This window comes from Streptomyces sp. NPDC102451 (assembly GCF_044765485.1).
Taxonomy (GTDB): Bacteria; Actinomycetota; Actinomycetes; order Streptomycetales; family Streptomycetaceae; genus Streptomyces.
The window spans coordinates 107,756-130,224 of sequence record NZ_JBIWKD010000016.1 but is presented as its reverse complement, the minus strand read 5'-3'; the positions used below and the strand labels follow the sequence as shown (position 1 = coordinate 130,224).

18 protein-coding genes are annotated in these 22,469 nt (G+C 72.1%); 7 read left to right on the top strand and 11 right to left on the bottom strand.

Annotated features, from left to right (window positions below; genetic code table 11):
• Positions 1-11 precede the first annotated feature (11 nt).
• The 5 genes from gmd to ACIRD8_RS29160 are packed head-to-tail and all read left to right on the top strand — an operon-like array spanning position 12 to position 7,585.
• Positions 12-1,022 carry a GDP-mannose 4,6-dehydratase gene (gene gmd / locus ACIRD8_RS29180; protein ID WP_403997888.1) on the top strand — a complete coding sequence of 337 codons (1,011 nt, stop codon included), beginning with the start codon at positions 12-14 and terminating at the stop codon, positions 1,020-1,022.
• Positions 1,019-3,814, top strand: coding sequence for a DNRLRE domain-containing protein (locus ACIRD8_RS29175; RefSeq protein WP_403997885.1), 2,796 nt, complete (start codon positions 1,019-1,021; stop codon positions 3,812-3,814). Before gmd ends, ACIRD8_RS29175 begins: the two co-directional genes overlap by 4 nt.
• Positions 3,811-6,066 (top strand): LamG-like jellyroll fold domain-containing protein, encoded by a 2,256-nt coding sequence (locus ACIRD8_RS29170; protein ID WP_403997882.1) that lies wholly within the window; start codon positions 3,811-3,813, stop codon positions 6,064-6,066. The genes ACIRD8_RS29175 and ACIRD8_RS29170 overlap by 4 nt, the downstream gene beginning before the upstream one ends.
• Entirely contained in the window at positions 6,063-6,761 is a 699-nt protein-coding gene (locus ACIRD8_RS29165; protein ID WP_403997879.1) for a hypothetical protein, read from the top strand. Before ACIRD8_RS29170 ends, ACIRD8_RS29165 begins: the two co-directional genes overlap by 4 nt.
• Complete coding sequence (locus ACIRD8_RS29160) at positions 6,758-7,585, top strand: glycosyltransferase family 2 protein (RefSeq protein WP_403997876.1); 828 nt, start codon at positions 6,758-6,760, stop codon at positions 7,583-7,585. The genes ACIRD8_RS29165 and ACIRD8_RS29160 overlap by 4 nt, the downstream gene beginning before the upstream one ends.
• Before the next feature lie 12 nt (positions 7,586-7,597).
• On the opposite strand, the gene ACIRD8_RS29155 is transcribed toward ACIRD8_RS29160, so the two are convergent.
• Positions 7,598-8,755, bottom strand: a complete 1,158-nt coding sequence (locus tag ACIRD8_RS29155; protein ID WP_403997873.1) for a glycosyltransferase — start codon at positions 8,753-8,755, stop codon at positions 7,598-7,600.
• Positions 8,756-8,877: 122 nt separating this feature from the next.
• On the opposite strand from ACIRD8_RS29155, the gene ACIRD8_RS29150 reads away from it, so the two are divergent.
• Positions 8,878-10,392 carry a hypothetical protein gene (locus tag ACIRD8_RS29150; RefSeq protein ID WP_403997870.1) on the top strand — a complete coding sequence of 505 codons (1,515 nt, stop codon included), beginning with the start codon at positions 8,878-8,880 and terminating at the stop codon, positions 10,390-10,392.
• On the opposite strand, the gene ACIRD8_RS29145 is transcribed toward ACIRD8_RS29150, so the two are convergent.
• Genes ACIRD8_RS29145 through ACIRD8_RS29135 form a run of 3 tightly spaced genes read right to left on the bottom strand, consistent with a single transcriptional unit; the run spans position 10,361 to position 14,522 of the window.
• On the bottom strand, positions 10,361-11,599 hold the full coding sequence (locus ACIRD8_RS29145; protein ID WP_403997867.1) for a hypothetical protein: 1,239 nt from the start codon (positions 11,597-11,599) through the stop codon (positions 10,361-10,363). The genes ACIRD8_RS29150 and ACIRD8_RS29145 overlap by 32 nt on opposite strands.
• Complete coding sequence (locus ACIRD8_RS29140) at positions 11,596-13,281, bottom strand: lipopolysaccharide biosynthesis protein (RefSeq protein ID WP_403997864.1); 1,686 nt, start codon at positions 13,279-13,281, stop codon at positions 11,596-11,598. The genes ACIRD8_RS29145 and ACIRD8_RS29140 overlap by 4 nt, the downstream gene beginning before the upstream one ends.
• Positions 13,278-14,522: a glycosyltransferase gene (locus ACIRD8_RS29135; protein WP_403997862.1), complete on the bottom strand. Its 1,245-nt coding sequence runs from the start codon at positions 14,520-14,522 to the stop codon at positions 13,278-13,280. The genes ACIRD8_RS29140 and ACIRD8_RS29135 overlap by 4 nt, the downstream gene beginning before the upstream one ends.
• Before the next feature lie 166 nt (positions 14,523-14,688).
• Between ACIRD8_RS29135 and ACIRD8_RS29130 the strand changes: the two genes are divergently transcribed.
• Positions 14,689-15,138 carry an adenylyltransferase/cytidyltransferase family protein gene (locus ACIRD8_RS29130; protein ID WP_403997859.1) on the top strand — a complete coding sequence of 150 codons (450 nt, stop codon included), beginning with the start codon at positions 14,689-14,691 and terminating at the stop codon, positions 15,136-15,138.
• Here ACIRD8_RS29130 and ACIRD8_RS29125 read toward each other — a convergent pair.
• From ACIRD8_RS29125 to ACIRD8_RS29095, 7 genes are all read right to left on the bottom strand, one after another.
• The gene (locus ACIRD8_RS29125; RefSeq protein ID WP_403997856.1) at positions 15,107-15,838 is read right to left on the bottom strand and encodes a CDP-alcohol phosphatidyltransferase family protein; all 732 of its coding nucleotides are present in this window, start codon (positions 15,836-15,838) and stop codon (positions 15,107-15,109) included. The genes ACIRD8_RS29130 and ACIRD8_RS29125 overlap by 32 nt on opposite strands.
• 81 nt (positions 15,839-15,919) lie before the next feature.
• Positions 15,920-16,333 carry a monovalent cation/H(+) antiporter subunit G gene (mnhG, locus tag ACIRD8_RS29120; RefSeq protein WP_403997853.1) on the bottom strand — a complete coding sequence of 138 codons (414 nt, stop codon included), beginning with the start codon at positions 16,331-16,333 and terminating at the stop codon, positions 15,920-15,922.
• A complete protein-coding gene (locus ACIRD8_RS29115) occupies positions 16,330-16,653 on the bottom strand; it encodes a monovalent cation/H+ antiporter complex subunit F (protein WP_403997850.1) in 324 nt (107 codons plus the stop codon). The genes mnhG and ACIRD8_RS29115 overlap by 4 nt, the downstream gene beginning before the upstream one ends.
• Positions 16,650-17,282, bottom strand: a complete 633-nt coding sequence (locus tag ACIRD8_RS29110) for a Na+/H+ antiporter subunit E (RefSeq protein WP_403997847.1) — start codon at positions 17,280-17,282, stop codon at positions 16,650-16,652. The genes ACIRD8_RS29115 and ACIRD8_RS29110 overlap by 4 nt, the downstream gene beginning before the upstream one ends.
• The gene (locus tag ACIRD8_RS29105; RefSeq protein WP_403997844.1) at positions 17,279-18,928 is read right to left on the bottom strand and encodes a Na+/H+ antiporter subunit D; all 1,650 of its coding nucleotides are present in this window, start codon (positions 18,926-18,928) and stop codon (positions 17,279-17,281) included. The genes ACIRD8_RS29110 and ACIRD8_RS29105 overlap by 4 nt, the downstream gene beginning before the upstream one ends.
• The gene (locus ACIRD8_RS29100; RefSeq protein ID WP_403997841.1) at positions 18,925-19,518 is read right to left on the bottom strand and encodes a Na(+)/H(+) antiporter subunit C; all 594 of its coding nucleotides are present in this window, start codon (positions 19,516-19,518) and stop codon (positions 18,925-18,927) included. Before ACIRD8_RS29100 ends, ACIRD8_RS29105 begins: the two co-directional genes overlap by 4 nt.
• Positions 19,515-22,418, bottom strand: coding sequence for a Na+/H+ antiporter subunit A (locus tag ACIRD8_RS29095; protein ID WP_403997838.1), 2,904 nt, complete (start codon positions 22,416-22,418; stop codon positions 19,515-19,517). Before ACIRD8_RS29095 ends, ACIRD8_RS29100 begins: the two co-directional genes overlap by 4 nt.
• Between the last annotated feature and the right edge of the window lie 51 nt (positions 22,419-22,469).

Below are 22,469 nucleotides of genomic sequence, written 5' to 3'. Positions count from 1 at the left end.
AGGGGGGAGTCATGGCAAAAACCGCACTCATCACCGGCGTGACCGGGCAGGACGGTTCGTACCTGGCGGAGCTGCTGCTCGAGAAGGGGTACACGGTCCACGGCCTGATACGCCGCTCGTCGACCTTCAACACGGAGCGGATCGACCACATCTATCAGGGCCCCGAGGAAGCGAATCGTTCCTTCGTGCTCCATCACGCCGATCTCTCCGACGGGGTCGCGCTGGTGAACCTGCTGCGGGACGTCCGGCCCGACGAGGTCTACAACCTCGGCGCGCAGTCCCACGTCCGGGTCTCCTTCGACGCGCCGCTGTACACCGGTGACGTCACGGGGCTCGGGACGGTCCGGCTGCTGGAGGCGATCCGGGCCAGCCGCATCGAGACCCGGGTCTACCAGGCGTCCTCCTCCGAGATGTTCGGCGCGAGCCCGCCCCCGCAGAACGAGGGGACGCCGTTCCACCCGCGCAGCCCGTACAGCGTGGCCAAGGTGTACTCGTACTGGGCGACGGTCAACTACCGCGAGGCGTACGGGATGTTCGCCACCAACGGGATCCTGTTCAACCACGAGTCCCCGCGCCGCGGCGAGACCTTCGTGACCCGCAAGATCACCCGCGGGGTGGCCAGGATCAAGGCGGGGCTGCAGGACCGGCTGCATCTGGGCAACCTCGACGCCGTACGCGACTGGGGGTACGCCCCCGAGTACGTGGAGGCGATGTGGCGGATGCTCCAGTGCGACACCCCCGACGACTACGTGGTGGCCGGCGAGGGGGTCAGCGTCCGGCAGTTCCTGGAGTACGCCTTCGAGCACGCGGGCCTCGACTGGGCCGAGCATGTGCGCTACGACCCGAAGTACGAGCGTCCCAGCGAGGTCGACGCGCTGATCGGTGACGCGTCCAAGGCGGAGGAACTCCTCGGCTGGAAGCCGGAGGTGAAGTCGCGCGAGCTGGCCAGGATCATGGTGGACGCCGACATCCGGCTGCTGAGGGACCAGCTCACGGGGTCCGCGGTGCGGGTGGACCGATGAGCGGACCGAGAGGCGCCGGACGCCTCGGACTCACCCTCGGGCGCACCCGGGGCGGGGTGTTCGCCGCCGTGCTGGGCCTCGCCGCGGGCACGCTCACGGCGCTCTCCGCCGCCCCGGCCGCCGCGCTCACCCCGCCGGTCGGCTTCACCGCCGACGCCCTGTCCACGTACCAGACCAACGGAATCGTCTGGTCGCTGGCCGAGGCGGACGGGGTGGTCTACGCGGGCGGCACCTTCTCCGGTGTCCGGCCGGCCGGTTCCCCGGCCGGGAGCAACACGACGCCCGCCGTGAACTTCGCCGCGTTCGACGCGGCGACGGGCGCTCCCACCGGCTGCTCGCTCTCCTTCACCCGCACGAGCGGCACGGCCACGGTCCGGGCGCTGGCCGTCTCACCCGACAGGTCCACGCTGTACGCGGGCGGATACTTCAACGCGGTGAACGGCGCGGCCGCCAACGGGCTGGCCGCGATCGACACCGCCACCTGCCGGCCGCGCACGGGCTTCGCGCCGCAGTTCGGGGCGACGGTGCGCGCCCTCGACGTCGCGGCGGACGGCACGGTCTACGCGGGCGGCGACTTCCAGACCGTCGACGGGACGGCCCGGCGCTTCTTCGCCGCCGTCACCGCGGCGGGGGCGCTGACCGGATGGAACCCGAACGCGGACGAGCCCGGCCGCACCCTGCGGGTGACCCCGGACGGGGGCAGCGTCCTCATCGGCGGTGACTTCTTCACCGTCGGTTCCACCGCCTCGCACGCGCTCGCGGTGACCAGCGCCGCCACGGGCGCCGTCACCCGCGCCTACGGCTCCGGCTTCATCCCGTCGTCCGCCGTCATCAAGGACATCGTCACGGACGAGGCGTCCGACGGCTGGTACGCGGCGGGCGAGGGCGCGGGCGGCTCGTCCTTCGACGGCCGGCTCGCCATGGGCCTGGACGACTTCGACCAGCGCTGGCGGGACACCTGCCAGGGTGCGACGCAGGCCCTCCGGGTGTACCAGGGGGTGCTGTACGCGGGCAGCCATGTGCACGACTGCTCGACCATGGGCGGCTTCCCCAACCAGGTCCGCAAGCATCTGACCGCCCAGTCCGTCGACCGTCCGGATCTGCTGGGCTGGCTCCCGGACACCAACGACGGCATCGGTGAGCCGGTCGGTCCGCGGGCACTGACCGTGTCCTCGAAGGGCGGCCGGGACTTCCTCTGGGTGGGCGGTGAGTTCACCACGGTCAACGGGACCGGCCAGCAGGCGCTGACCCGGTTCGCGAACACCCCGGACACCGGGGCGCCCCCCGTGCCGGCGGTGAGCGTGTCCGCGCCGCGGGCCGGTGAGGTCAGGGTCAGCTGGCGCAGCAGCCTGGACCTGGACGACAGTCTGCTGACGTACCGGGTGTACCGCGACGGCGGCTCGACGCCGGTGTACACGACGACGGGTTCCTCGCTGTTCTTCAGCAGGCCGCAGCTGACCTTCACCGACCGGAACGTGGTGGCGGGCCGGTCGTACAGCTACCGGGTCACGGCGAGCGACGGCACGAACACCGGCGCGCTGTCCGCCGCCGTGTCGGTGACCGCCGCGTCGTCGGCGTCCCCGTACCAGGAGAAGGTCCTCGCGGACGGGGCCGGCCTGTACTGGCGCTACGACGAGGCCGGGGGCGCCTTCGCCGCGGACGCGTCGGCGGGCGAGGACGGCGGGGTGTACGTGAACGCGCCGTCCTACCGGTCCACGCCGTCCGCGGTGGCCGGTTCCGCCGCGCTCTCCCTCAACGGCACGGACGAGTACGTCTACAGCGACCGGCTGCACCACCACACCTCGCCCTCGCCGTACTCGGTCGAGACCTGGTTCCGCACCACGTCGACGCGGGGCGGGCGGATCGTCGGCTACGGCAACAACATCGGTACGGCGGCCGGCCACACGAGCAGCATCTCCGACAAGCTGGTCTATCTGACGGACGACGGCCGGCTGGCGTTCGGCGTCCAGAGCGGCAACACCCGGCCCACCATCACCTCGGCCGGCTCCTACAACGACGGCGCCTGGCACCACGCGGTCGCCACACAGGGGCCGGCGGGCATGGTGCTGTACATCGACGGGGCGGCGGTCGGCACGAACGCGGCGACCGGCAACCGCTCGTACGACGGCTACTGGCGGGTGGGCGGCGACGCCATGAACAACGCCTGGCCGAACCGCCCCACGAGCAGCTACTTCGCCGGGCAGGTCGACGAGACCGCGGTCTACCCGTCGGCGCTGACCGCCGCCCAGGTCGCCGCCCACCACGAGCTGGCCGGCACCCCGCCGGGTCCGGACGACAGCACCGTCGCCCTCACCCCGGACGAGGACGCGTACGTCAACGGCGTCGCGGCGAACACGAACTACAACGACAGCCAGCTGGCCTCTCGGGGCACCACGCCCTATCTGAGCTATCTGCGGTTCACCCTGCCGTCCGCCCCGGCGGGCCAGGTGCTCAAGAGCGCGCGGCTCACCTTCCGTACCTCGTCGGACTCGACGGCGGGGACGGCCGAGAGCCACAGCATCGTGCCGGTCACCGGTGCGTGGACCGAATCGGCGGTCACCTACAACACCCGGCCGGCGCTCTCCACGTCCGTGCTGGGGACCATCAGCGGCGCGGCCTCGGTCTCCACCGACTACTCGGCGGAACTGGACGCGTCCGCACTGGGCGGGGCCCTGGGCTCCGTCACCTCACTCGCCCTGACCGGCAGCGGGACGGACAGTCTCCGCATCTGGTCGAGCGAGGCAACCGCGGCCTACCGGCCGCAGCTCGTTCTCACCTTCGGAGTTGAATGATGAACGGAAGCTCGGGGCGGAGACCCGGGGGAAGCGGCCGTGTGCGGGCCGCATCCGCCGCGCTCTGCCTGTTCGCCGGAGCCCTGACCGCGACAGCGGCCGGGGCCTCCCCGGCGGCGGCGCTGACACCGCCGGTGTCCCTCACCGCGGACGACCTGACCACCTGGCAGACCAACGGCATCGTCTGGTCGATGGCCGCGACGGACGGGGTCGTCTACGCCGGCGGCACGTTCTCCACCGTCCGGCCGCCCGGCGCGGCGGCGGGCACCTCGGAGGAGCCCGCGGTCAACTTCGCGGCGTTCGACGCGGCGACGGGAGCGCCGACAGGCTGCGCCCTGTCGTTCACCCTGTCCTCGGGGACCGCCACGGTGCGGGCGCTCGCGCTCTCGCCCGACGGTGGAACCCTGTATGCGGGCGGCCAGTTCGGCGCGGTGAACGGGGTGGGCGTCAGCAACATCGCGGCGATCGACACCGCGACCTGCACGCCCCGGCAGAACTTCAAGATCTCGGTCTCGGCGACCATACGGGCCCTGGACGTCACCGCGGACACGGTCTATCTGGCCGGTGACTTCAACAGTGTGGGCGGGCAGACGAGGAACAAGTTCGCCGCGGTCACCACGGGCGCGGGTCTGCTGCCGTGGACGGCCAACGCCGACGAGGTGGCGCGGGCCGTGCAGGTGACCCCCGACGGGCAGCACGTGGCGCTCGGCGGTGACTTCTTCACCGTCAACGGCACCACCTCGCACGCGCTGGCCGTGGTCGACGCCACCACGGGCGCGCTCACCAAGAGCTACCCGGGCTTCATCCCCAACACCTCGACGGTGCAGGACCTCACCACGGACGCGACCGGGCTGTACACCGCCAACGAGGGTACGGGCGGCGGGGTGTTCGACGGCCGGATCGCCATCGACCTCGACGACTACCAGCAGCGCTGGCGGGACACCTGCCTGGGCGCCACCCAGGCCGTCCTGGTCCATTCGGGCGTGCTGTACAGCGGGAGCCACGCCCACGACTGCGCCAGCATGGGCGAGTTCCCCGACCAGCCGCGCAAGCACCTGCTGGCCCAGTCCGTCGACGACCCGACGCTGCTGCCCTGGTTCCCGGACACCAACGACGGCATCGGTGAGCCGGTCGGGCCCCGGGTGATGGCGCAGACCGACAAGGGCGGCCGCCACTACCTGTGGGTCGGCGGGGAGTTCACCACCGTCAACGGCGCCGGCCAGCAGGGGCTGACGCGCTTCGCGGACGGCCCGGACACCGGGGCTCCCTGGGTGCCCAACGTCAGCCTGTCCACGGTCACGCCGGGGCGGATCGACGTCCAGTGGCAGACCAGCTTCGACACCGACGACGGGGAGCTGACCTACCGGATCTACAAGGACGGCGCGAGCACACCCGTGCACACCGTCACGGGCTACTCGCTCTTCTGGGACCGTCCGCAGCTGAAGTGGACCGACACCGACGTGGCGGTGGGCGAGACCCACTCGTACCGCGTCACGGCGAGCGACGGCACGAACACCAGCGCCAAGTCCCCCGCGCAGTCGGCGACCGTCGCCGCCTCCACCCAGCCCTATCCGGCGCGGGTGCTGTCCGACGGCGCCTCGCTCTACTGGCGCTACGACGAGGGCACCTCGACGTTCGCGGCGGACACCACGGGCGGCCTGAACAACGGCTTCCTGCGCAACGCGCCCGCCTACCGGCAGACCCCGGCGGCGATCGCGGGCAGCTCGACCGCCATCGGCTTCGACGGCTCCAGTGAGTACGCGTACAGCAACAAGCTCCACGCACAGCCGGCCCGCTTCTCCGTGGAGACCTGGATCAGGACCACCACCGTCAAGGGCGGCAAGATCATCGGGTTCGGCAATCTGACCATGCAGAACAGCACCCGGTACGACAAGCAGGTCTACATGGCCAACAACGGGCGGCTGGTCTTCGGGGTCTACAGCGGCGGCTACCGCACCGTCACCACGACCGGGGCCTTCAACGACGGCAACTGGCACCATGTCGTCGCCACCCAGGGCACCGGTGGCATGGCGCTCTACGTCGACGGGCAGCTGCGCGCCTCCAACCTCCTCTACACCGGCAACGAGAACTACCCCGGGTACTGGAGGGTCGGCGGCGACAACCTGGCCAACTGGCCGAACCGGCCCACCAGCAACTTCTTCGCCGGCCAGATCGACGAGACCGCCGTCTACCCGACCGCGCTGAGCGCATCCCAGGTCAGCGCGCACTACGCACTGAGGAACGCTGAATGAGACACCCGTTCCTGGCCGGTGCCGCCGTCGCCCTCGCGACGGCGGTACTGGCCGCCTGCGGTTCGTCCGGCTCGTCCGGCGGGTCCGGTGACGGGGGCAGGGCGGCCGCGGCGGGCAGTACGCCGTCCGCGGCGGCCTCCCCCACGCCGTCCGCGGTCCCGACGACGGCGGCGGGACCGCAAAAGCCCAGCAGCACGCCGAAGGCTCCCGCCGGGGAACTCACCCCGGCCACGGGCACCTTCACGAAGAAGCAGAAGGAGTACCTGACCGACCGCGTGCCGAAGGGGATGGACCCGGCCGCGGTGCTCCAGACCGGCCAGGAGACCTGCGACCGGCTCCGCTACCTGGTCAAGGCCGACCGGGACATCGCCGTCGCCTCGATCGTCTCCGGCGAGGTCACGGACGCGGAGCCGGCCGTGACCCACCTCTGCCCCCAGCACCAGGACCTCGTCGACGAGGCCGCCCTCGGTTACGCCGACGGCACGCACACCGGCAAGGAGCTCAGGGCCGGCCGCTACCGCGCCCCCTCCCCCACCGAGGCCTGCAGCTGGCAGCTGACCGGGGCGAAGGGCAAGGAGCTGGCATCGGGCTCGTCCGGCACCGGTGAGCAGGTTGCCGTCACCGTCCCCGGGTCCGCCCGCACCTTCACCTCCACAGGCTGCTACGCCTGGCTGCCGCAAGGAGACAACGCATGAGCAAGCTGCCGATCGCCGTGGCGATCCCCACGAAGAACGAGGGCCTGAACATCGCCGAGGCGGTGAAGTCGGTCCTGGGCCACTTCGAGGCGGTCGTCGTGGTGGACTCCCACAGCACCGACGGGACGGCGAAGATCGCCGAGGAGTGCGGCGCCGAAGTGGTCACGTACACCTGGGACGGAGGCCATCCCCGTAAGAAGCAGTGGTGCCTGGAGAACGTCCGCACCGATCTGGACTGGATCCTGCTGCTCGACGGTGACGAGCGGCTGAGCCCCGGCCTGCTGGCGGAGCTCCGGAGGATCTTCGCCGACCCGGACAGCCCGAAGCCGGCGGCGTACGACATACCGCTGGGGTACTGGTTCTCGGGGAAGCGGCTGCGGCACGGCTACACGATCCGCAAGCGGTCCCTGACCGACCGGACCAGGTGCCACTACCCGGAGGTCGGCGACCTCGCGGCACCCGGCATCGGGGAGGTCGAGGGCCACTACCAGCCGGTCGCCGCGACGGCCGAGGCGCTGGGCAGCCCCATCGAGCACCAGGACCTGGACCCCGTGACCGCCTGGTTCGAGCGGCACAACCGCTACTCGGACTGGGAGGCGTGGCTGGAGCACCACCCCGACGTCAAGGAGCAGGTGCGGAAGGTGAAGTCCCGTCAGGGGCAGCTCTTCCACAAGGCGCCGTTCAAGCCGCTGGTGTCCTTCGCCTACATGTACGTCTACCGGCGGGGCTTCCTCGACGGGCGCGCCGGCCTGGACTTCGCGCTGGCGATGAGCTTCTACCGCTGGCAGATCGCACTCAAGTCCCGTGAGGGGAAGACGGGTTGAGGTAGGGACGGCTCACACCCTCCGGCTGACCACGTCCTCGTAGGTCTCCCGGAGGGTCCGTGTCACGGCCTCGATGGTGAAGTGCTCGTTGACGAGGTTCCACGCGGCCTTGCCCGCACGGTCGTTGGCCTCGGGCTCCAGCAGTTCCAGGACCGCCTCGGCGACCTTGCGGGCGTTCTCCGCGTCCTCGCCGACACGGCTGTCGATCACCCGTCCCGCCCCTGACTCCGCCACGTCGGGGCCGAGTCCGCAGGTCCGGGTGATGACGGCGGGCGTGCCGACGGACATGGCCTCCAGGACGGAGACGCCGAGCGGCTCCTCGATGGACGGCAGGACGTACACATCGGCCTGCCGCCCGGCGGCGAGCACCTCCTCGTGGCCGAGGGGGCCCACATGGTCCAGGGAGTCCAGGACGCCGAGCCCGCGGGCGAGTGCCAGGGTGCCGGGCAGGGCGCCGGTGTCGGGTCCCGCGAGGACGAAGCGTGCGTCGGGGTGGCGGGCCAGGACGGCCGGCATCGCCGCGACGAAGTCCTCGGGCCGCTTGCGCTCCTGGACGCGCGCCAGGAAGAGCACGGTCGGCGGACGGCCCTCGTCCCGGGCGGGCTTGCGCTCCTGCGGGCGTACGCCGTTGACGAGCCTGACGGTGTTGGTGAGGGCGACCGGTGCGGCGACCGCGTTCACGTCGAGGCGCTCGGCCTCGGTGAGGTGGAGCACGGCGTCGGCGCGGCGCAGCACCGTGCGGACGCCCAGCAGGTCGGTGAGCTGGGCGACCCGTTTCTCGGTCGGGTCGACCATGCCGTGCGTCTGGACGACGAGGGGGGTGCGGGTGGCCAGGGCGAGGAGTGCGGCGGGCAGGGTCACGAGGTCGCGCATCAGATGGACGTGGACGAGGTCGGCTCCGCGCATCATGCGGCGCGCGGTGCGCAGCAGGGCGCCGGAGGTGATGCCGCTGACCTCGAACATCGGGAGCAGGTGCCGCGCCTGGAAGAGGTGTACGGGCACGCCTTCGACCTCGCTCGGCAGAGTGCCGTCGAAGCCGTCGCCCAGCGCCATGATGCGGGCGTCGTCGCCGTCGGCGCGCTGCACCTTGGAGAGGTTCAGCGCGACCCGGGTCGGACCGCCGAACGCGTGGTCCGGGGTGTGCAGCGTGACGATGTGCAGGACCTTCACCAGGGTTCCCCCCAACCTCGGTTATTTGTTCACAGACTAGCCATCACATCACCCCAAGTGGGCGTGTTCGTTAAGGTGTTCGTGGGCCAGGGGGGCTCTCGGGGCCGGTGATCGGGGGGTCGATGACGTCCGTGCACGAGTCGGTGGGGGCCGTCGCCGCCCCGGGGAGTGCTCCGCGCCCGCCGGCCGAGCCGCCCGCGAGGCCGCTGACGTGGGCGATGCTCTCGCGGGCCCTGTCCGTGCCGCTCATCCTGGGCCTGGTCGTCTTCCTGCCCGCGGTGATCGCCGCCCAGCCCGGTTCGGGGGTCAGGGACACCGCCTACTGGCTGCAGCTCGTCCTGACGTGTTACGCGGGCGCCCGGCTCGCCACGATGATCCTCTCCACGCGCCGGCGGCTGCTCCAGGGCGTCTTCTGGATGTTCGTGTACATCGCCATGGGGGTCGCGCCGTTCGCGCAGGTGGTGATCGGGCAGACCCCGACCCCGATGGTGGGACCGCGCTCGGACCTGGTGACGGCGATCGCGATGATCCTGGTGGGGTGCGCGGCCTTCGACCTGGGGGCGCTGCTGGCCTCGCGCCGCCCGCTGCGGCGGCGCGCCCCCTCACGTGCCGCGGGAGGCCCCGCCGTGGCCCACCCGGTCAGGCTGCGGCTGCTGGTGCTGCTCGCGCTGCTGGCGAGCGCGTACTACGTACTGAGGCTCGGGGGGCCGGCCGTCTTCTTCTCCAGTCGGCAGGAGATCAGCGACACGGTGGCGCAGAGCGGGGTGGCCTCGGCGGAGTCGAATGTCGGCTCCGCGTTCCTGAAGGGCTTCGGCACCGTCCCCGCGCTGCTGGCGCTCCTCTTCTTCACCCGGCGTCTGGTGACCTCGCGCCGGGCGCGGCGTTCCCCTTCGACGGTGCTGGTGTGGGTGGTGCTCGCGGCGGTCAACCTGGTCGTGAACAACCCGGTGTCCAACGCGCGTTACTGGTTCCTGACGGTGCTGGTGTCGCTGCTCTTCACCGCGTTCCCGAGCAGCGCGGCGATGTACCGGTCGGTGCTGGCCATGGGTGTGGTAGGCGCCCTGGTGCTGTTCCCGTACGCCGACCGCTTCCGTTACGACGACGAGGGGTACCGGCCCGTGCAGTCGGCCTCCGTCTTCGAGCCGCTGGCCACCAAGGACTACGACCAGACGGTGATGTTCGCCAACACCGTCTCCTGGGTGGACACCCGGGGCCACACCTACGGCCGTCAACTCGCGGGCTCCGCACTCTTCTTCGTACCCAGGGCCGTGTGGAGCGGGAAGCCGGAGGACACCGGGGTCAGGGTCGGCGAGTGGATGGGGATGAACATGACCAACCTGTCCGCTCCGCTGTGGACCGAGTTCTGGGTCGACTTCGGCGCGTCCGGCATGATCGGCGGCCTGGCGCTGATCGGCTACGCGGCGGCCCGTACCGACCGGCGGTACGCCCTGGCGGTCACGCGGGCGGGTCCGGGGCCGGGCAGTGTGCTGGCGATCGCGGCGCCGCTGATCGCCGGCTACACCTTCATCCTGCTGCGGGGTCCGCTGCTCCAGGCCGCGGGGAAGCTGGCGATCGGCGCGCTGTGTCTGGTGCTGGTCACGACGTTCAGGGAGCAGCGGGCAGCGCGTCGGCGCTGACGGTCCCCGCCGGGCTCCGGCGGCGCAGCCGGGCGACCCGGGTCCAGGTGGCGGCGGCCTTGCAGAGCGATCCGAGGCACAGCCCCCAGGCGGCCCCGGGGATGCCGCCGAGGGCGTAACCCCCGGCCATGAGGGCCACGGCGGTGAGCGAGAAGACGACCTGGATGCTGAGGGTCGTACGCGGGTCGAGCATGCGCAGGGCGAGCAGTCCGCAGGTGCCCACGGCCATCGCCGCGTACTGGCTGCCGGTCGCCGGGAGCAGGGCGGCGGCCGTGGGCCAGGTGTCGCCGAGGAGCTGTCGCCCCGCACGCTCCGGCAGCAGGGCCAGGGCGACGGCCCAGAGTGCGGCGGTGGCGGCGAGGACGCCGGCGAGTCCCGCGGTGGCCCGCACGCGGCGCCGCTCGTCGCCGATCCGGCCGAGCAGCGGCGGGCCGAAGGACGTGGCGGAGGTGAAGAGCACGTTGAGCGGCCCGAACAGTGTGGTCGACCCGCGCAGGGCGCCGACGAGGAGCGGGTTGCCGACGGCGCCGAGGCCGAGGACGGAGAGCTGGCTGGTCGCGTTGCCGACGCCGAACTCGACCGTGAAGCGCTGCCCGAGGTGGCCGCGCCGCAGCATCGGGCGCAGCAGCAGCGGCGCCCCGGCGGTCGAGCGGTGCAGCAGCACGGCGGACAGCAGGAGGGCCGGCAGGGCGGACAGCCCCCAGGCCGCGATCAGCCGGGCGGGCGTGGCCCCGTACTCCTGGGCGGCCAGGGCGCCGAGCACGCAGCCCAGCCTCAGCAGGTCGGAGGTCAGGGCGAGATGGGGCTTCTGGAGGGTGGAGAAGGCGTAGCGCAGGGAGTCCTGTCCCAGCACCACCGGCAGGACGAGGCCGAGCGCCAGCAGGGCGCGGGCGGTGTCCCCCGGGACGAACAGGCAGACGGCGGCCAGCAGGACGCCGAGGCCCGCCGAGGCCCCCAGGGTGAACACGACGGCCGAGCGGCAGGCGCCCCGGGTGTCCGCGCCCCCGCCGCGCCGGAGGACCAGCGGCTGCCCGGTGTAGGCGCCGGAGACGCCCAGCAGCACCGTGAAGACGAGGTAGACCGCGGAGAAGCGGGCGAAGTCGGCCACGGTGGAGAGCCGGGCGGCGGCCACCAGCACCAGGATGTTGGTGAGCGCCGCCACGCCCTGGTCCGCGACCGAGCAGAGGATCGCGGTGCGGGCTCTCACCGGCGCGCCCCCGGGAGGGTGAAGGAGCGCAGCCCCATCGTCTCGTCGGGGTTCCCGGTGACCTCCGGCGCGTCGGCGTCGGCGGCCGGGCCACCGGGGCCTCCGGTGCGGTGCCGGGACGACTTGGGCCGGCGGTCCGCGCGGCGCAGCCGGCCCCGGCCGGGGTGGAGCAGGGCGCCGAGCACCGAGCCGCCGGAGGCGCCGATGATCTCGCGGATGCGTTCCAGGTCGCTGCGGTGCACCTCGCGCGGGTCGCAGACCACCATGACGCCCTCGACCCGGTCGACGAGGGCGACCGCGTCGGCGTACGACAGCACCGGCGGGGCGAGGACGAGGACGACGGCGCCGGGGCGGTCGGCCTCGGCGACGATCCGGCCGACGGACGCGGAGGTCAGGGCGCGCGGCACGTTGTCCGCGGTGACCCCGGCCACCAGGGCGAACGCCCCGGAGCCGGGCACGTCCACGTGGGAGCGGCCGCCTGCGGGCCAGCCCCGGTCGCCGTCGTCGGCGGCCCAGCGCGGCGGCCGGACCTCGTGGGCGGACGGCCCCAGGTCGTGGGCGAGGGACGGGGCGCGCAGATCGGCTTCGACGAGCAGGACGTCGCGGCCCATCTCGGCGAAGGCGGCCGCCAGGTTGACCGCGGCGGCCTTCGCGGCCGCGTTGTCGCCGCGCGGGGCGGTGACCAGGAGACGGCGCCGCTCCGCGAACGACGGGTCGTAGGCGAGCCGGAAGGCGACCGCACGGTACTCCTCGGCGAGCCTCGAACCGCTGCGCCCGATCGCGAGCAGGGTGCCCGCGGCCGCGCGTTCCCTGGGCAGCGTGCCGAGCAGCGGGGCCCCGAGCGAGCGGACCAGCTCACGGGGGGAGCGTACGGCGGGGTCGAAGACGAGGCGGACCCAGGACAGCAGCAGTCCGAGGGCGAGTCCGACGACCGCGCCGAGCCCGAGGAGCAGCGGCAGGCCGGCCCCGGCGGGCTCGGTGGGGGCGACGGGCTTCTTGTTGAGGTAGCCGGGGGTGGTGTCGAGCGCCTTGAGCTCGGAGATCTTCCGGCTCAGCTCGGAGATGGAGACGATGATGTTGGCGCGGGCGCTGCTGACGTCGTCCGCCGCGTCGACCCCGGTCCGCTCCTCCAGCAGGTCGCGCTTCTCCTCCAGCGGTTCGAGCTGGGCGCGGTAGCCCTCGGCCATGTTGTCGATGCTTTCCTCGGTACGCGCCTTGCGGTGCGCGAGGTAGGCGTTGGCCAGGGCTTCGGCGCGGGAGCGGGCCTGCTCGGGGGTGGCGCCGGTGTAGGAGAAGCGGAGGGTGAGGGTGTTGGGCGGGTTGGTGACCTGGAGGCCGGCCAGCAGCTTCCGGGCGGTGACGTCGTCGCCCTTCTTCAGCAGGGTCCCGGCGGCCAGGTCGCCCACGGTGTCGCTGACCGCGGTCTGCCGTTCGGAGCCGATGTTGATGCCCTTGTCGGCGGAGGCGCCGGTGGCGAAGGGGTCGGCGGTCGCGGAGCGCACCTGCACCTCACCGGCGGCCGTGTAGGTGTCGTCGCCGCTCAGGGCGAGGAATCCCCCGCCGAGGAGGCCCACGACGACGCCCCCGGCGAGCAGGGCTCGGTAGCGCAGGAGCTGGCGGAACTGGTCCCGCAGCAGCGCCGGTTCGTCCTGGTCGTCCAGGGGACGGATCTGGTGCGTCATCGGCTTGCTCCCCCTTGTGATTCCCCGGTACGCGTGGCGCCGGCCGGTGCTTCCCCGAGTGCCTCGGCAAGCAGGGCGTCGAAGCGGGCGAGCCCCGCCTCCTTGCTCAGGTGCTGTGCGACGTACCGCGGCCCGTGCGCTCCCAGCGCGTCCGCCGCCGCCGGATCGGCCGCCAGCCGGCGTACGGCGGCGAGGAGCGCGGCCGGGTCCTCGGGCGCCACGAGGACGCCCGCGCCCGAACGGCGCACCTCGTCGGCCGTACCGCCCTCGTCGGCCACGGAGGCGACGACCGGGCGTCCGGAGACGAAGTACGAGGTGAGCTTGGACGGCACGCTCATGTCGAGCACGGAGGCCCGTTGGGTCACCGCGAGCACATCGGCGGCGGCGAGCACATCGGTGAAGTCGTCCGCGCCCGCGGGCGGGAGGAAGTCGAGGTTGGGCAGGCCCGCGGCCCGCTCGCGCAGCCCGTCGCGCTGGTTGCCGTCGCCCATCAGGACGACCCGGATGTCCGGGGCCAGCCGCGCCAGGCCGACCAGGACGTCGAGCCCCTGCTTGAGGCCCATGTTCCCGGAGTGCAGCAGTACGGGCGTGTCCTCGGCCCAGCCGAGGCGGGCCCGGGTGGCGGCACGGTCCGCCGAAGGGCTCTGCACATGGGTCCAGTTGGGGACCACCCTGATCCGGCCGGGGTCCACCCCGAGGGCGGTGACCCCCTCCACGAAGCTCTCGTGGATGACACCGACGAGGGCCGCGCCGCGCAGCGCGTAACGCTCGGCCTTCGCGGCTACCTCCGCCGCCCTGTCTCCGCCGCGGATGCCGCTCTGCGCGGCGGCGGCGCCCATCAGGTCCTGGACGACGGGTATGTGGGGGACGCGGTGGCGGCGTGCCAGCCGGGCGGCGAGTACACCGCCCGCGAGGCTCGGCATCTGGGAGACCACCGCGTCAAAGCGGCCGGGCGGCGGGGCGAGTATCCCGTGGAGGAGCACGGACGCCTCGAACGCGCCACGTCTGAGCGCAGTCTGACGGGGCGGCACATAGTGGCGCCGCCGGTGCACCCGCACCCCCTCGCGGCTCTCCTCCCTCCGCCACACGCCCCGGTACCGCTCGTCCACGCGCCAGGCGGGGTAGTGCGGCATGCCGGCCAGCACCTCGGTCCTGGCCCCGGACGCCGCCCAGTGCTCGGCGAGCTGCGTGGCGTACGGGCCGATGCCCGTCAGCTCGGGGGCGTAGTTGGTGGAGACCACGAGAAGTCTGCGGTTTTTGAACGGTCTCAGATGCTCAGCAGCGGACAACGGATGATCGCCTTCCCCCCGGAACAGCCCTTCCTCCGAGCTTATCCGTTCACGGGATGCACAAGTGTTCTTCACAGTAAGGTCGTTGAACCAGTTCCACCGTGGGGGGAGAGAACGGATGGTGCAGCACAGAGTCGGTTACGCGCCGGGGGTGTACGACCTGTTCCACGTCGGCCACCTCAACATCCTGCGGCACGCCCGCAGCCAGTGCGACTACCTGGTGGCCGGAGTCGTCTCCGACGAGATGGCGGAGCTGGCCAAGGGCCACCGGCCGGTGATCCCGCTGCGCGAGCGGCTGGAGATCGTGCGCAGTGTGCGCCATGTGGACGCGGCGTTCGTGGAGACCGTTCCGGACAAGGTCGAGACCTGGCAGCAGGTCCGCTTCGACGTCATCTTCAAGGGCGACGACTGGCGGGGCACGGAGAAGGGCGAACGCCTGGAGCGCGACTTCGCCGAGGTCGGGGTGGAGGTCGTCTACTTTCCGTACACGGTGCACACGTCCAGCACCCAGCTGCGCCGGGCACTGGACGTGCTCGTCAGCCCGCCCGGAGCGCTTTCAGCTCCCTGAACCACTTGGCGAGGAACGCGACGAGGAACAGGGCGTGCACGGCCGCGAGGACGGCGTACCCGGCCCGGAACGCGCCGGGTGCGCCGAGCAGCAGGAAGACCAGGCAGAAGATCCCGTAGTCCGCGGGCAGCAGCGCGACGGCCCGGATCGGGGACACCGGGGCGCCGGGGGCCCCGGGCACCGGCGCGGTGCCGGCCGCCGCCTTGCCGAGCTGTTCCCGCAGCAGCCCCGCGCAGAACGTGAGCACCGCGACGAAGAGGAAACCGAGCGGCAGCAGGAGCCAGGCCTCACCGGGCAGGCCCCCGAAGCGGTGGAACGCGATCAGTACGGCGCTGTGGACCAGGATCATCTTCGCGCAGTCCACGACATGGTCGAGCCACTCGCCGTCCGGCCCGCCCCGCCCGGTCAGCCGCGCGAGCTGCCCGTCGGCCGAGTCGAAGGCGAATCCGACGGCCAGGCCGGCGTGGACGAGGACCCCGAGCCACCAGGACGGTTCCACAAGCGCCACGGCCGCGATGGCCGTGAAGGTGAACGCCGCACTGATCAAAGTGACTTGATTGGGCGTCAATCCGGCGCGGAAGGCGCCCGCGGCGAGCAGCCGCCCGGCCGGGCGGTTCACGTACCGCGAGTAGAGCGAGACACCCTTGGACGACTTCTGTGCGCCGCGCAATTCGCGCAGCACCGTACCCGTGCTTCCCATACGCCCCCCAGCGCCCGGCATTCCCGCCGCATCATCGCAGAAAATGTGTGCGAAGAGTGGAGATACCGAGAGGCGGGCCGGCTACCCCTGGTCGCGCTCGGGCCCGGTGCCCGGTTCCGGCTCGGTGCCGGGTTCCGTCTCCGGCTCCGGCTCGGTGAGCTGCGCGTCCAGGTCGTCGAACAGGAGCTCACCGCGCTCGATCTGCCCCGTCCGGTACGCCGACCGCGCGACCAGGTGGGCCGCCACCGGGCCCGTCATCAGCTGGAAGAAGCCGATGAGGGCCAGCGTCGCCAGGTCCGTGGCGCTGTGCAGCCTCAGCCCGACCCCGGCCAGCACGAGCAGCAGCCCGAGGGTCTGCGGCTTGGTCGCCGCATGGCTGCGGGAGAGGACGTCGGGCAGCTTGAGCATGCCGACGACACCGAGGAGCGAGATCGCCGCGCCGAGGAACACGAGCACCGCCCCGGCCGTGTCCGCGACCTGGAGCCAGACGTTCACCGCTGCCCCTCCTTCCCGCCGGCCCGCTGCCGTGACAGCGGTTTGTCGCGTACGGCGATGAAGCGGGCGATGCCCACGGACCCGGTGAAGCCGAGGAACGCGAGCACCAGCATGATCGGGAAGTAGAACGAGTCCAGGGCGAACGCGGACTTGGCACCCAGGCCCGCGATGACCACCGCCGCGAAGACGTCGAGGGAGATGGCCCGGTCCAGCATGGAGGGCCCGCGGCTGATCCGGAACAGCAGCAGCGCGCCCGCCACGACGACGAACACGACGGCGCAGGTCATCAGCACGCGGTCGACGGTCTCGGGGCCGCTCATGACGTCTCCTCCCCGGTGTCGGAGCCGGCGACCGCAGGCGGGGGCTCGGACACCCGGGCGATCTCGTCGCGGGTGCCGAACGCCCTGACCGTCAGCTTCTCCAGCTTCCAGACGGAGCGCCGGGCCGCCTCCAGCTCGGCCGGGTCGTCCGCGTCCAGCACGTGCAGGAAGAGCGTGGCCGTGGCCCTGCGCACCTCGACGACGGAGCCGCCCGGCGTGTTCGACACGGAGACGGCCGTCGCCGCGAGCATCAGGTCGCTGCGGCACCGCAGTGGTACACCGATGACGGCGGGCCGGTGCGGGCGGCCGGCGAAGATCTGCCGGGTGACCTTCACCCCCGAGGTGTACATGTCGTAGAGCAGATAGCCGGCGAGCAGCAGGATGCCCCAGGGGTGCAGCCGGAGCCCCAGGTCGACCTGGGGCAGCGGGAACGCCAGGCAGACGGCCACCGCCACGACCGCGCCGGTGACGACGTTGGCCCAGGTCAGGGTGGACCACAGCAGGACCCAGATCAGCGTGAGCCAGGCGATCAGCGGAAGGTCGAGCACCCGCCGCCGGCGCCCCGCGAACTCGACGCTGAACGGGGGCAGATCGGGGTTGTGGTACGACAGGGTGATCAGGCGCCTCACCGGCCGAGCACCTCCTCCACATAGGGACTGCGGGCGATGAGTTCGGCGGCCGAGCGGTCGGTGAAGGCCGCCAGCGGGCCGGCCAGGACGGTGAAGGCGAGGCCGAGGAGGACGGCCCCCGCGGTGGCCGCCGTCATGGCCGTGGGCGGGCGGACCGTGGTGGTGACGGCCCGCCCCTGCAGGGTGGCGGCCAGGGTCTGACCGGCCGGTGCGGGCCCGATCCCTTCGTCGCCCGTGCCGGGGATGCGGTCCGGGCCGGTGTCGGGATCGTCGTCGTCGGTGTCGTCGGCGGCCTCCAGGACGGTGCCGTAGGCGGCCTGTCCCGGTGGCTCGGTGCGCCAGAACGCCAGATTCCAGATCTTGGCCATCACGTACAGGGTGAGCAGGCTCGTCACGGTCGCGCCGGTGACGAGGATCCAGGCCCACACACTGCCGTCGGCCACCCCGGCCCGCATGAGTCCGAGCTTCCCGATGAAGCCGGAGAGCGGGGGGATCCCGGCGAAGTTCATCGCCGGCACGAAGAAGAGGACCGCGAGCAGCGGAGCCGATCTGGCCAGTCCGCCGAGTCGGGTGAGCTCGTTGGTGCCGCCCCGGCGTTCGATGAGTCCGGCCACGAGGAAGAGGGAGGTCTGGACGGTGATGTGGTGGGCGACGTAGAAGATCGCGCCGCCGTACGCCTCGCGGGTGGCGAGGCCGATCCCGAAGACCATGTAGCCGATGTGGCTGATCAGGGTGAAGGAGAACAGCCGCTTCAGGTCGGTCTGGGCGACCGCCCCGAGGATGCCCACGATCATCGAGGCCAGGGCGACGGCCATGAGCAGGTCGCCGAGCCGGTTGCCGGGGAAGAGCAGGGTCTCGGTCCGCAGCATGCAGTAGATGCCGACCTTCGTCAGCAGGCCGGCGAAGACTGCGGTGACGGGCGCGGGCGCGGTCGGGTAGGAGTCGGGGAGCCAGGCGGCAAGGGGGAAGACGGCGGCCTTGATGGCGAAGACGGTGAGCAGCATTGCCTGGACCAGGGTCTGCACACCGAGGGGGAGTTCGGGCAGCCGGACCGCCAGCTGGGCCAGGTTGGCGGTGCCGGTGGCGGCGTACGTCATGGCGATGGCCGTGAGGAACAGCATCGAGGAGAACAGCGAGATGATCACGTAGGTGGAGCCGGCCCGGATCCGGGGGCCGGTGCCGCCGAGCGTGAGCAGGACGAAGCTGGCGAGCAGCATGATCTCGAAGCCGACGTAGAGGTTGACGAGGTCGCCCGCGATGAAGGTGAGGGAGACCCCGGCGACCAGGATGAGGTAGGCGGGGTGGAAGACGGCGACGGGCGTCTCCTTGTCCCGGTCCGCCATGCCCTGGCCGAGCGAGTAGACCAGGACGGCGAGGGTGACCGCGGAGGAGACGGTCAGCATCAGCCCGGACAGCCGGTCGGCGACCAGGGTGATGCCGAGCGGCGGGGCGAAGTCGCCGAGGTGGACGGAGAGGGGGCCCTGCCGGTCGGCGGCGATCATCAGCGCCACCGAGAGCCCGAGGACGGCGGTGAGCACGGCGACGCTGATGAAGCGCTGGAAGCGCGCGAGCCTGGTGCCGAAGGCGAGGCTCACCCCGGTGGCGCAGAGCGGCAGCAGGACCGGCAGCGGGACGAGTGCGTTCATCCGGTGGCTCCTCGGTCGTCGTCCTTGTCCTTCACGTAGTCCTCCGGATCGGCTCCCAGCACGTCGTGCCACAGGTCCCCGCCCGCGTCCCGGCCACGTGCCTGGAGGGCGCGGTCGGCGCGGAGTCTGGCCCGCAGCCTGCGGTGTTCCTCGCGGTAGTGCGCGCGTTCCTCCCGGGTACGGCTGGGTCCCGACCGGTACTCCTCACGGAGTTCGGCCCGCTCCCCCAGCACCTCGGCGCGCAGGAAGATGCGCCGGTCCTCCAGGTCGTCGTGGACCTCGTCCGTGCCGGTCAGCTGGTAGCTGCGGTAGGCCATGGCGAGCAGGAAGGCCGTGGTCCCGAGGGTGATGACGATGGCGGTGAGGGCGATGGCCTGGGGCAGCGGGTCGGTGACCCGGCGCAGCGGCACGCCGTAGAGCAGGGGCGCCGCGCCCGCCGAGCCGGTCGACGAGAGGACCAGCAGGTTGATGCCGTTGCTCGCGATCACCGCGCCGAGCAGGATGCGGGTGAGCGGCCGGGTGAGCATGAGGGTGCCGCCGACCGCGCAGAGGACGACGGCTGTGGCGAGGAGCGCGGCACTCATGATCATCGCTGCGGCTCCCCGTTCCCGGTGTCCGCCGCGGGGGTCAGTGCGCCCGCCGCCCGTTCGATCTGCCGGTCGACCTTGGCGCCCAGCGCCCGCACGATGTCCAGGACCACGCCGAGGACCAGCAGATAGACACCGAAGTCGAAGAGGACCGAGGTGCTCAGGTGGAAGTCGCCGAACAGCGGCAGATGCCCGTGGTAGGTCCAGGCGTGCAGCACGGTCCCCTCGGCGAGGCCGCCCAGGGCGACCCCGGTGGACACGAACAGTCCGAGCCCGGTGAAGAGTCCGGGCTGCAGCGGCGCGGCCTCCGCGAGTTCGAATCTGCCGCCCGCCAGATAGCGGGTGATGAGACCGAGCCCCGCCACGAGTCCGGCGACGAAGCCGCCGCCCGGCATGTTCTCCGCGCAGAACAGCAGGTACAGGGAGAGCACCAGGATGGGGTGGAAGAGCAGCCGGCCCACCACCTCGAAGACGATGGACCGGTGCTCGGGCGCGAGGGTGGATCCGGCTGCCAGCCAGCTGCGTTCGGGTGCGGTGTCGTCGCCCCGCGGGAGGCCGGTCAGCTGTCGGCCGGACATCGCCCAGGCGGTCTCCCCCTGAAGCTCCTCCCTGCTCATGGACGCTTCGCCGCGGCGGTGCAGATAGATGAGGCTGGTCACGCCGATCGCCGCCGCGGCGAGTACGGCGGACTCCCCCATCGTGTCCCAGGCCCGCAGGTCGACCAGGATGGTGGCCACCACGTCCTTGAGCCCGTGATGGGCGACCTCCTCGACCATGGCCGCGCCCGCGGGCTCGGCGACCCGCGCGGCACCCGACACCCAGACGGCCAGGCCGACCGTCGCCGCCGCGCCCAGGGCCACCGGGATCCGCATCGCCCGCCGCCAGGTGCCGATCGACTCCTCGAAACGCACCGGCAGCCGGCGCAGGACCAGCACGAACACGATCATCGAGACGGTCTCGACGCAGAACTGGGTGAGCGCCAGGTCGGGCGCGCCCTGGACGACGAAGAGCAGCGCCGCCCCGTAACCGGTCAGTCCCGCCAGGACGACGGCCTTCATCCGGCGGCTGACGGTCAGACAGGAGAGGGCGGCGGCGCAGGTCAGCACGGCCACCGCACCCTGGAGCGGGGTGTCCCACACGCGGGGTGCGACCGCTCCCTCCCAGGGGCGGTCGGCGACCAGGACCGCCAGCTGGCCGGAGAGCATCACCATCAGGGTGATCGCCAGGTAGCCGGAGAGGGAGCCGCGCTGGACGAAGCCGGTGATCTGGAGGGCGACGCGTTCCAGGCCGAGCAGGAGGTGCCCGAAGACGCTGTCCGCGGTCGGCCAGGCGACGCGCCGGGAGATGCGGGTGACCGTCGCGCGCCCCGCGAAGAGCACGGCGCCGCCCGCCCAGGTGAGGGCGGACAGCAGCAGGACCGTCCCGAAGCCGTGCCAGAGCGCGAGGTGGTACGGGTGCGCGGGGGCGGGGAAGGTGTCGGCGTACGCCGCGAACAGACGGTCGGTCCATCCGACACCGGGGCCGAGCACCAGCCCGGCGACGGCGAGCACGGCGGGCGGCGCCAGGAGGGCGGCGCCGACGTGGTGGGCGGGGGTGTCGGCGACACCCGGCTTACGGGCGAACGCCCCCCAGACGAAGCGCAGGGTGTATGCGACGGTCAGCACCGAGCCGGCGACGGCGACGGCCAGCAGCCAGCGGTCGGCGGTGTCGCCGTGCAGCAGCGCGTCGAAGGCGGCTTCCTTGGCGGCGAATCCGAGGAGGGGCGGCAGGGCGGCCATGGAGGCGGCGGCGAGCACCGCGACGGCGCAGACGTACGGCATGGTGCGGGCGAGGCCGGAGAGCCTGCGCAGGTCACGGGTGCCCGTGGCGTGGTCCACGATGCCGATGACGAGGAACAGCGCGGCCTTGAACAGGGCGTGACCCAGGATCAGCGCGGCGGCGGCGAGTGCGGCGTTCCGGTTCCCCGCCCCAGCGAGCACGGTGAGGAAGCCGAGCTGGCTGACGGTTCCGTAGGCGAGGACGAGCTTCAGGTCGTGGAGGCGCAGGGCGCGCCAGCCGCCCAGGAGCATCGTCGCTCCCCCGAGCACCAGGACGACGGGCCGCCAGACGGGGACGTCGGCGAAGGCGGGGGCGAGCCGTGCCACCAGGTAGACACCGGCCTTGACCATGGCCGCGGCGTGCAGGTAGGCGCTGACGGGAGTGGGCGCGGCCATGGCGTTCGGCAGCCAGAGGCTGAACGGCCAGATCGCCGACTTCGACAGGGCGCCGCACAGCACGAGGACGACGGCCACGGACACGGCGACGGTCGGCTCCGGCGGGTCGGCGACGATCGCGGAGATCCGGTAGGTGCCCGCCGCCTCGCCGAGGATCAGGAAGCCGACCAGCATGGCGAGGCCGCCCATGGTGGTGACCGTCAGCGCCTGGAGGGCGGAGCGCCGGTTCTGTTTGCGTTCGCTGGTGTGACCGATCAGCAGGTACGAGAAGACGGTGGTCAGTTCCCAGAACACGTAGAGGGTGATGAGGTCGTCCGCGAGGACGAGGGCGAGCATGGCGCCGGCGAAGGCCAGCAGGTTTCCGGCGAAGGAGGCCAGCTGGGGCGAGTCGTCGGTGAAGTACGACGCGCAGTAGAGCAGGACGAGAGTGCCGACCCCGGCCGCGAGCAGCACCATCAGCTCGGCCAGCGCGTCCAGGCGCAGGGCGACCGACACGTCGTACGTGCTGATCCACTCCCACGACCAGGAGACCGCCCGGCCCGCTTCGGTGCCGCCCCATTCGGTGGCGGCCCACACCGTGGCGGCCGCAGGAGGCAGTGCGAGCACGACGAATGCGTACCGGCCGAGCCGTCGCACGAGCGGCGCCGAGCACGCCGCCAGTACGAAATGGCTGAGGATGAGTGCGATCACGACAGGTGGTCCGGAACAAAGGGCACCGAATACAGATATATCCCCTGGCCC

What these genes read in the sequence shown, in the direction of transcription:
- gmd (WP_403997888.1), top strand. Translation starts at nt 12, where the DNA reads ATGGCAAAAACCGCACTCATCACCGGCGTGACCGGGCAGGACGGTTCG.
- ACIRD8_RS29165 (WP_403997879.1), top strand. Translation starts at nt 6,063, where the DNA reads ATGAGACACCCGTTCCTGGCCGGTGCCGCCGTCGCCCTCGCGACGGCG.
- ACIRD8_RS29150 (WP_403997870.1), top strand. Translation starts at nt 8,878, where the DNA reads ATGACGTCCGTGCACGAGTCGGTGGGGGCCGTCGCCGCCCCGGGGAGT.
- ACIRD8_RS29160 (WP_403997876.1), top strand. Translation starts at nt 6,758, where the DNA reads ATGAGCAAGCTGCCGATCGCCGTGGCGATCCCCACGAAGAACGAGGGC.
- ACIRD8_RS29125 (WP_403997856.1), bottom strand. Translation starts at nt 15,838, where the DNA reads ATGGGAAGCACGGGTACGGTGCTGCGCGAATTGCGCGGCGCACAGAAG.
- ACIRD8_RS29130 (WP_403997859.1), top strand. Translation starts at nt 14,689, where the DNA reads ATGGTGCAGCACAGAGTCGGTTACGCGCCGGGGGTGTACGACCTGTTC.
- ACIRD8_RS29115 (WP_403997850.1), bottom strand. Translation starts at nt 16,653, where the DNA reads ATGAGCGGCCCCGAGACCGTCGACCGCGTGCTGATGACCTGCGCCGTC.
- ACIRD8_RS29140 (WP_403997864.1), bottom strand. Translation starts at nt 13,281, where the DNA reads ATGACGCACCAGATCCGTCCCCTGGACGACCAGGACGAACCGGCGCTG.
- ACIRD8_RS29100 (WP_403997841.1), bottom strand. Translation starts at nt 19,518, where the DNA reads ATGATCATGAGTGCCGCGCTCCTCGCCACAGCCGTCGTCCTCTGCGCG.
- ACIRD8_RS29105 (WP_403997844.1), bottom strand. Translation starts at nt 18,928, where the DNA reads ATGAACGCACTCGTCCCGCTGCCGGTCCTGCTGCCGCTCTGCGCCACC.
- ACIRD8_RS29175 (WP_403997885.1), top strand. Translation starts at nt 1,019, where the DNA reads ATGAGCGGACCGAGAGGCGCCGGACGCCTCGGACTCACCCTCGGGCGC.
- ACIRD8_RS29170 (WP_403997882.1), top strand. Translation starts at nt 3,811, where the DNA reads ATGATGAACGGAAGCTCGGGGCGGAGACCCGGGGGAAGCGGCCGTGTG.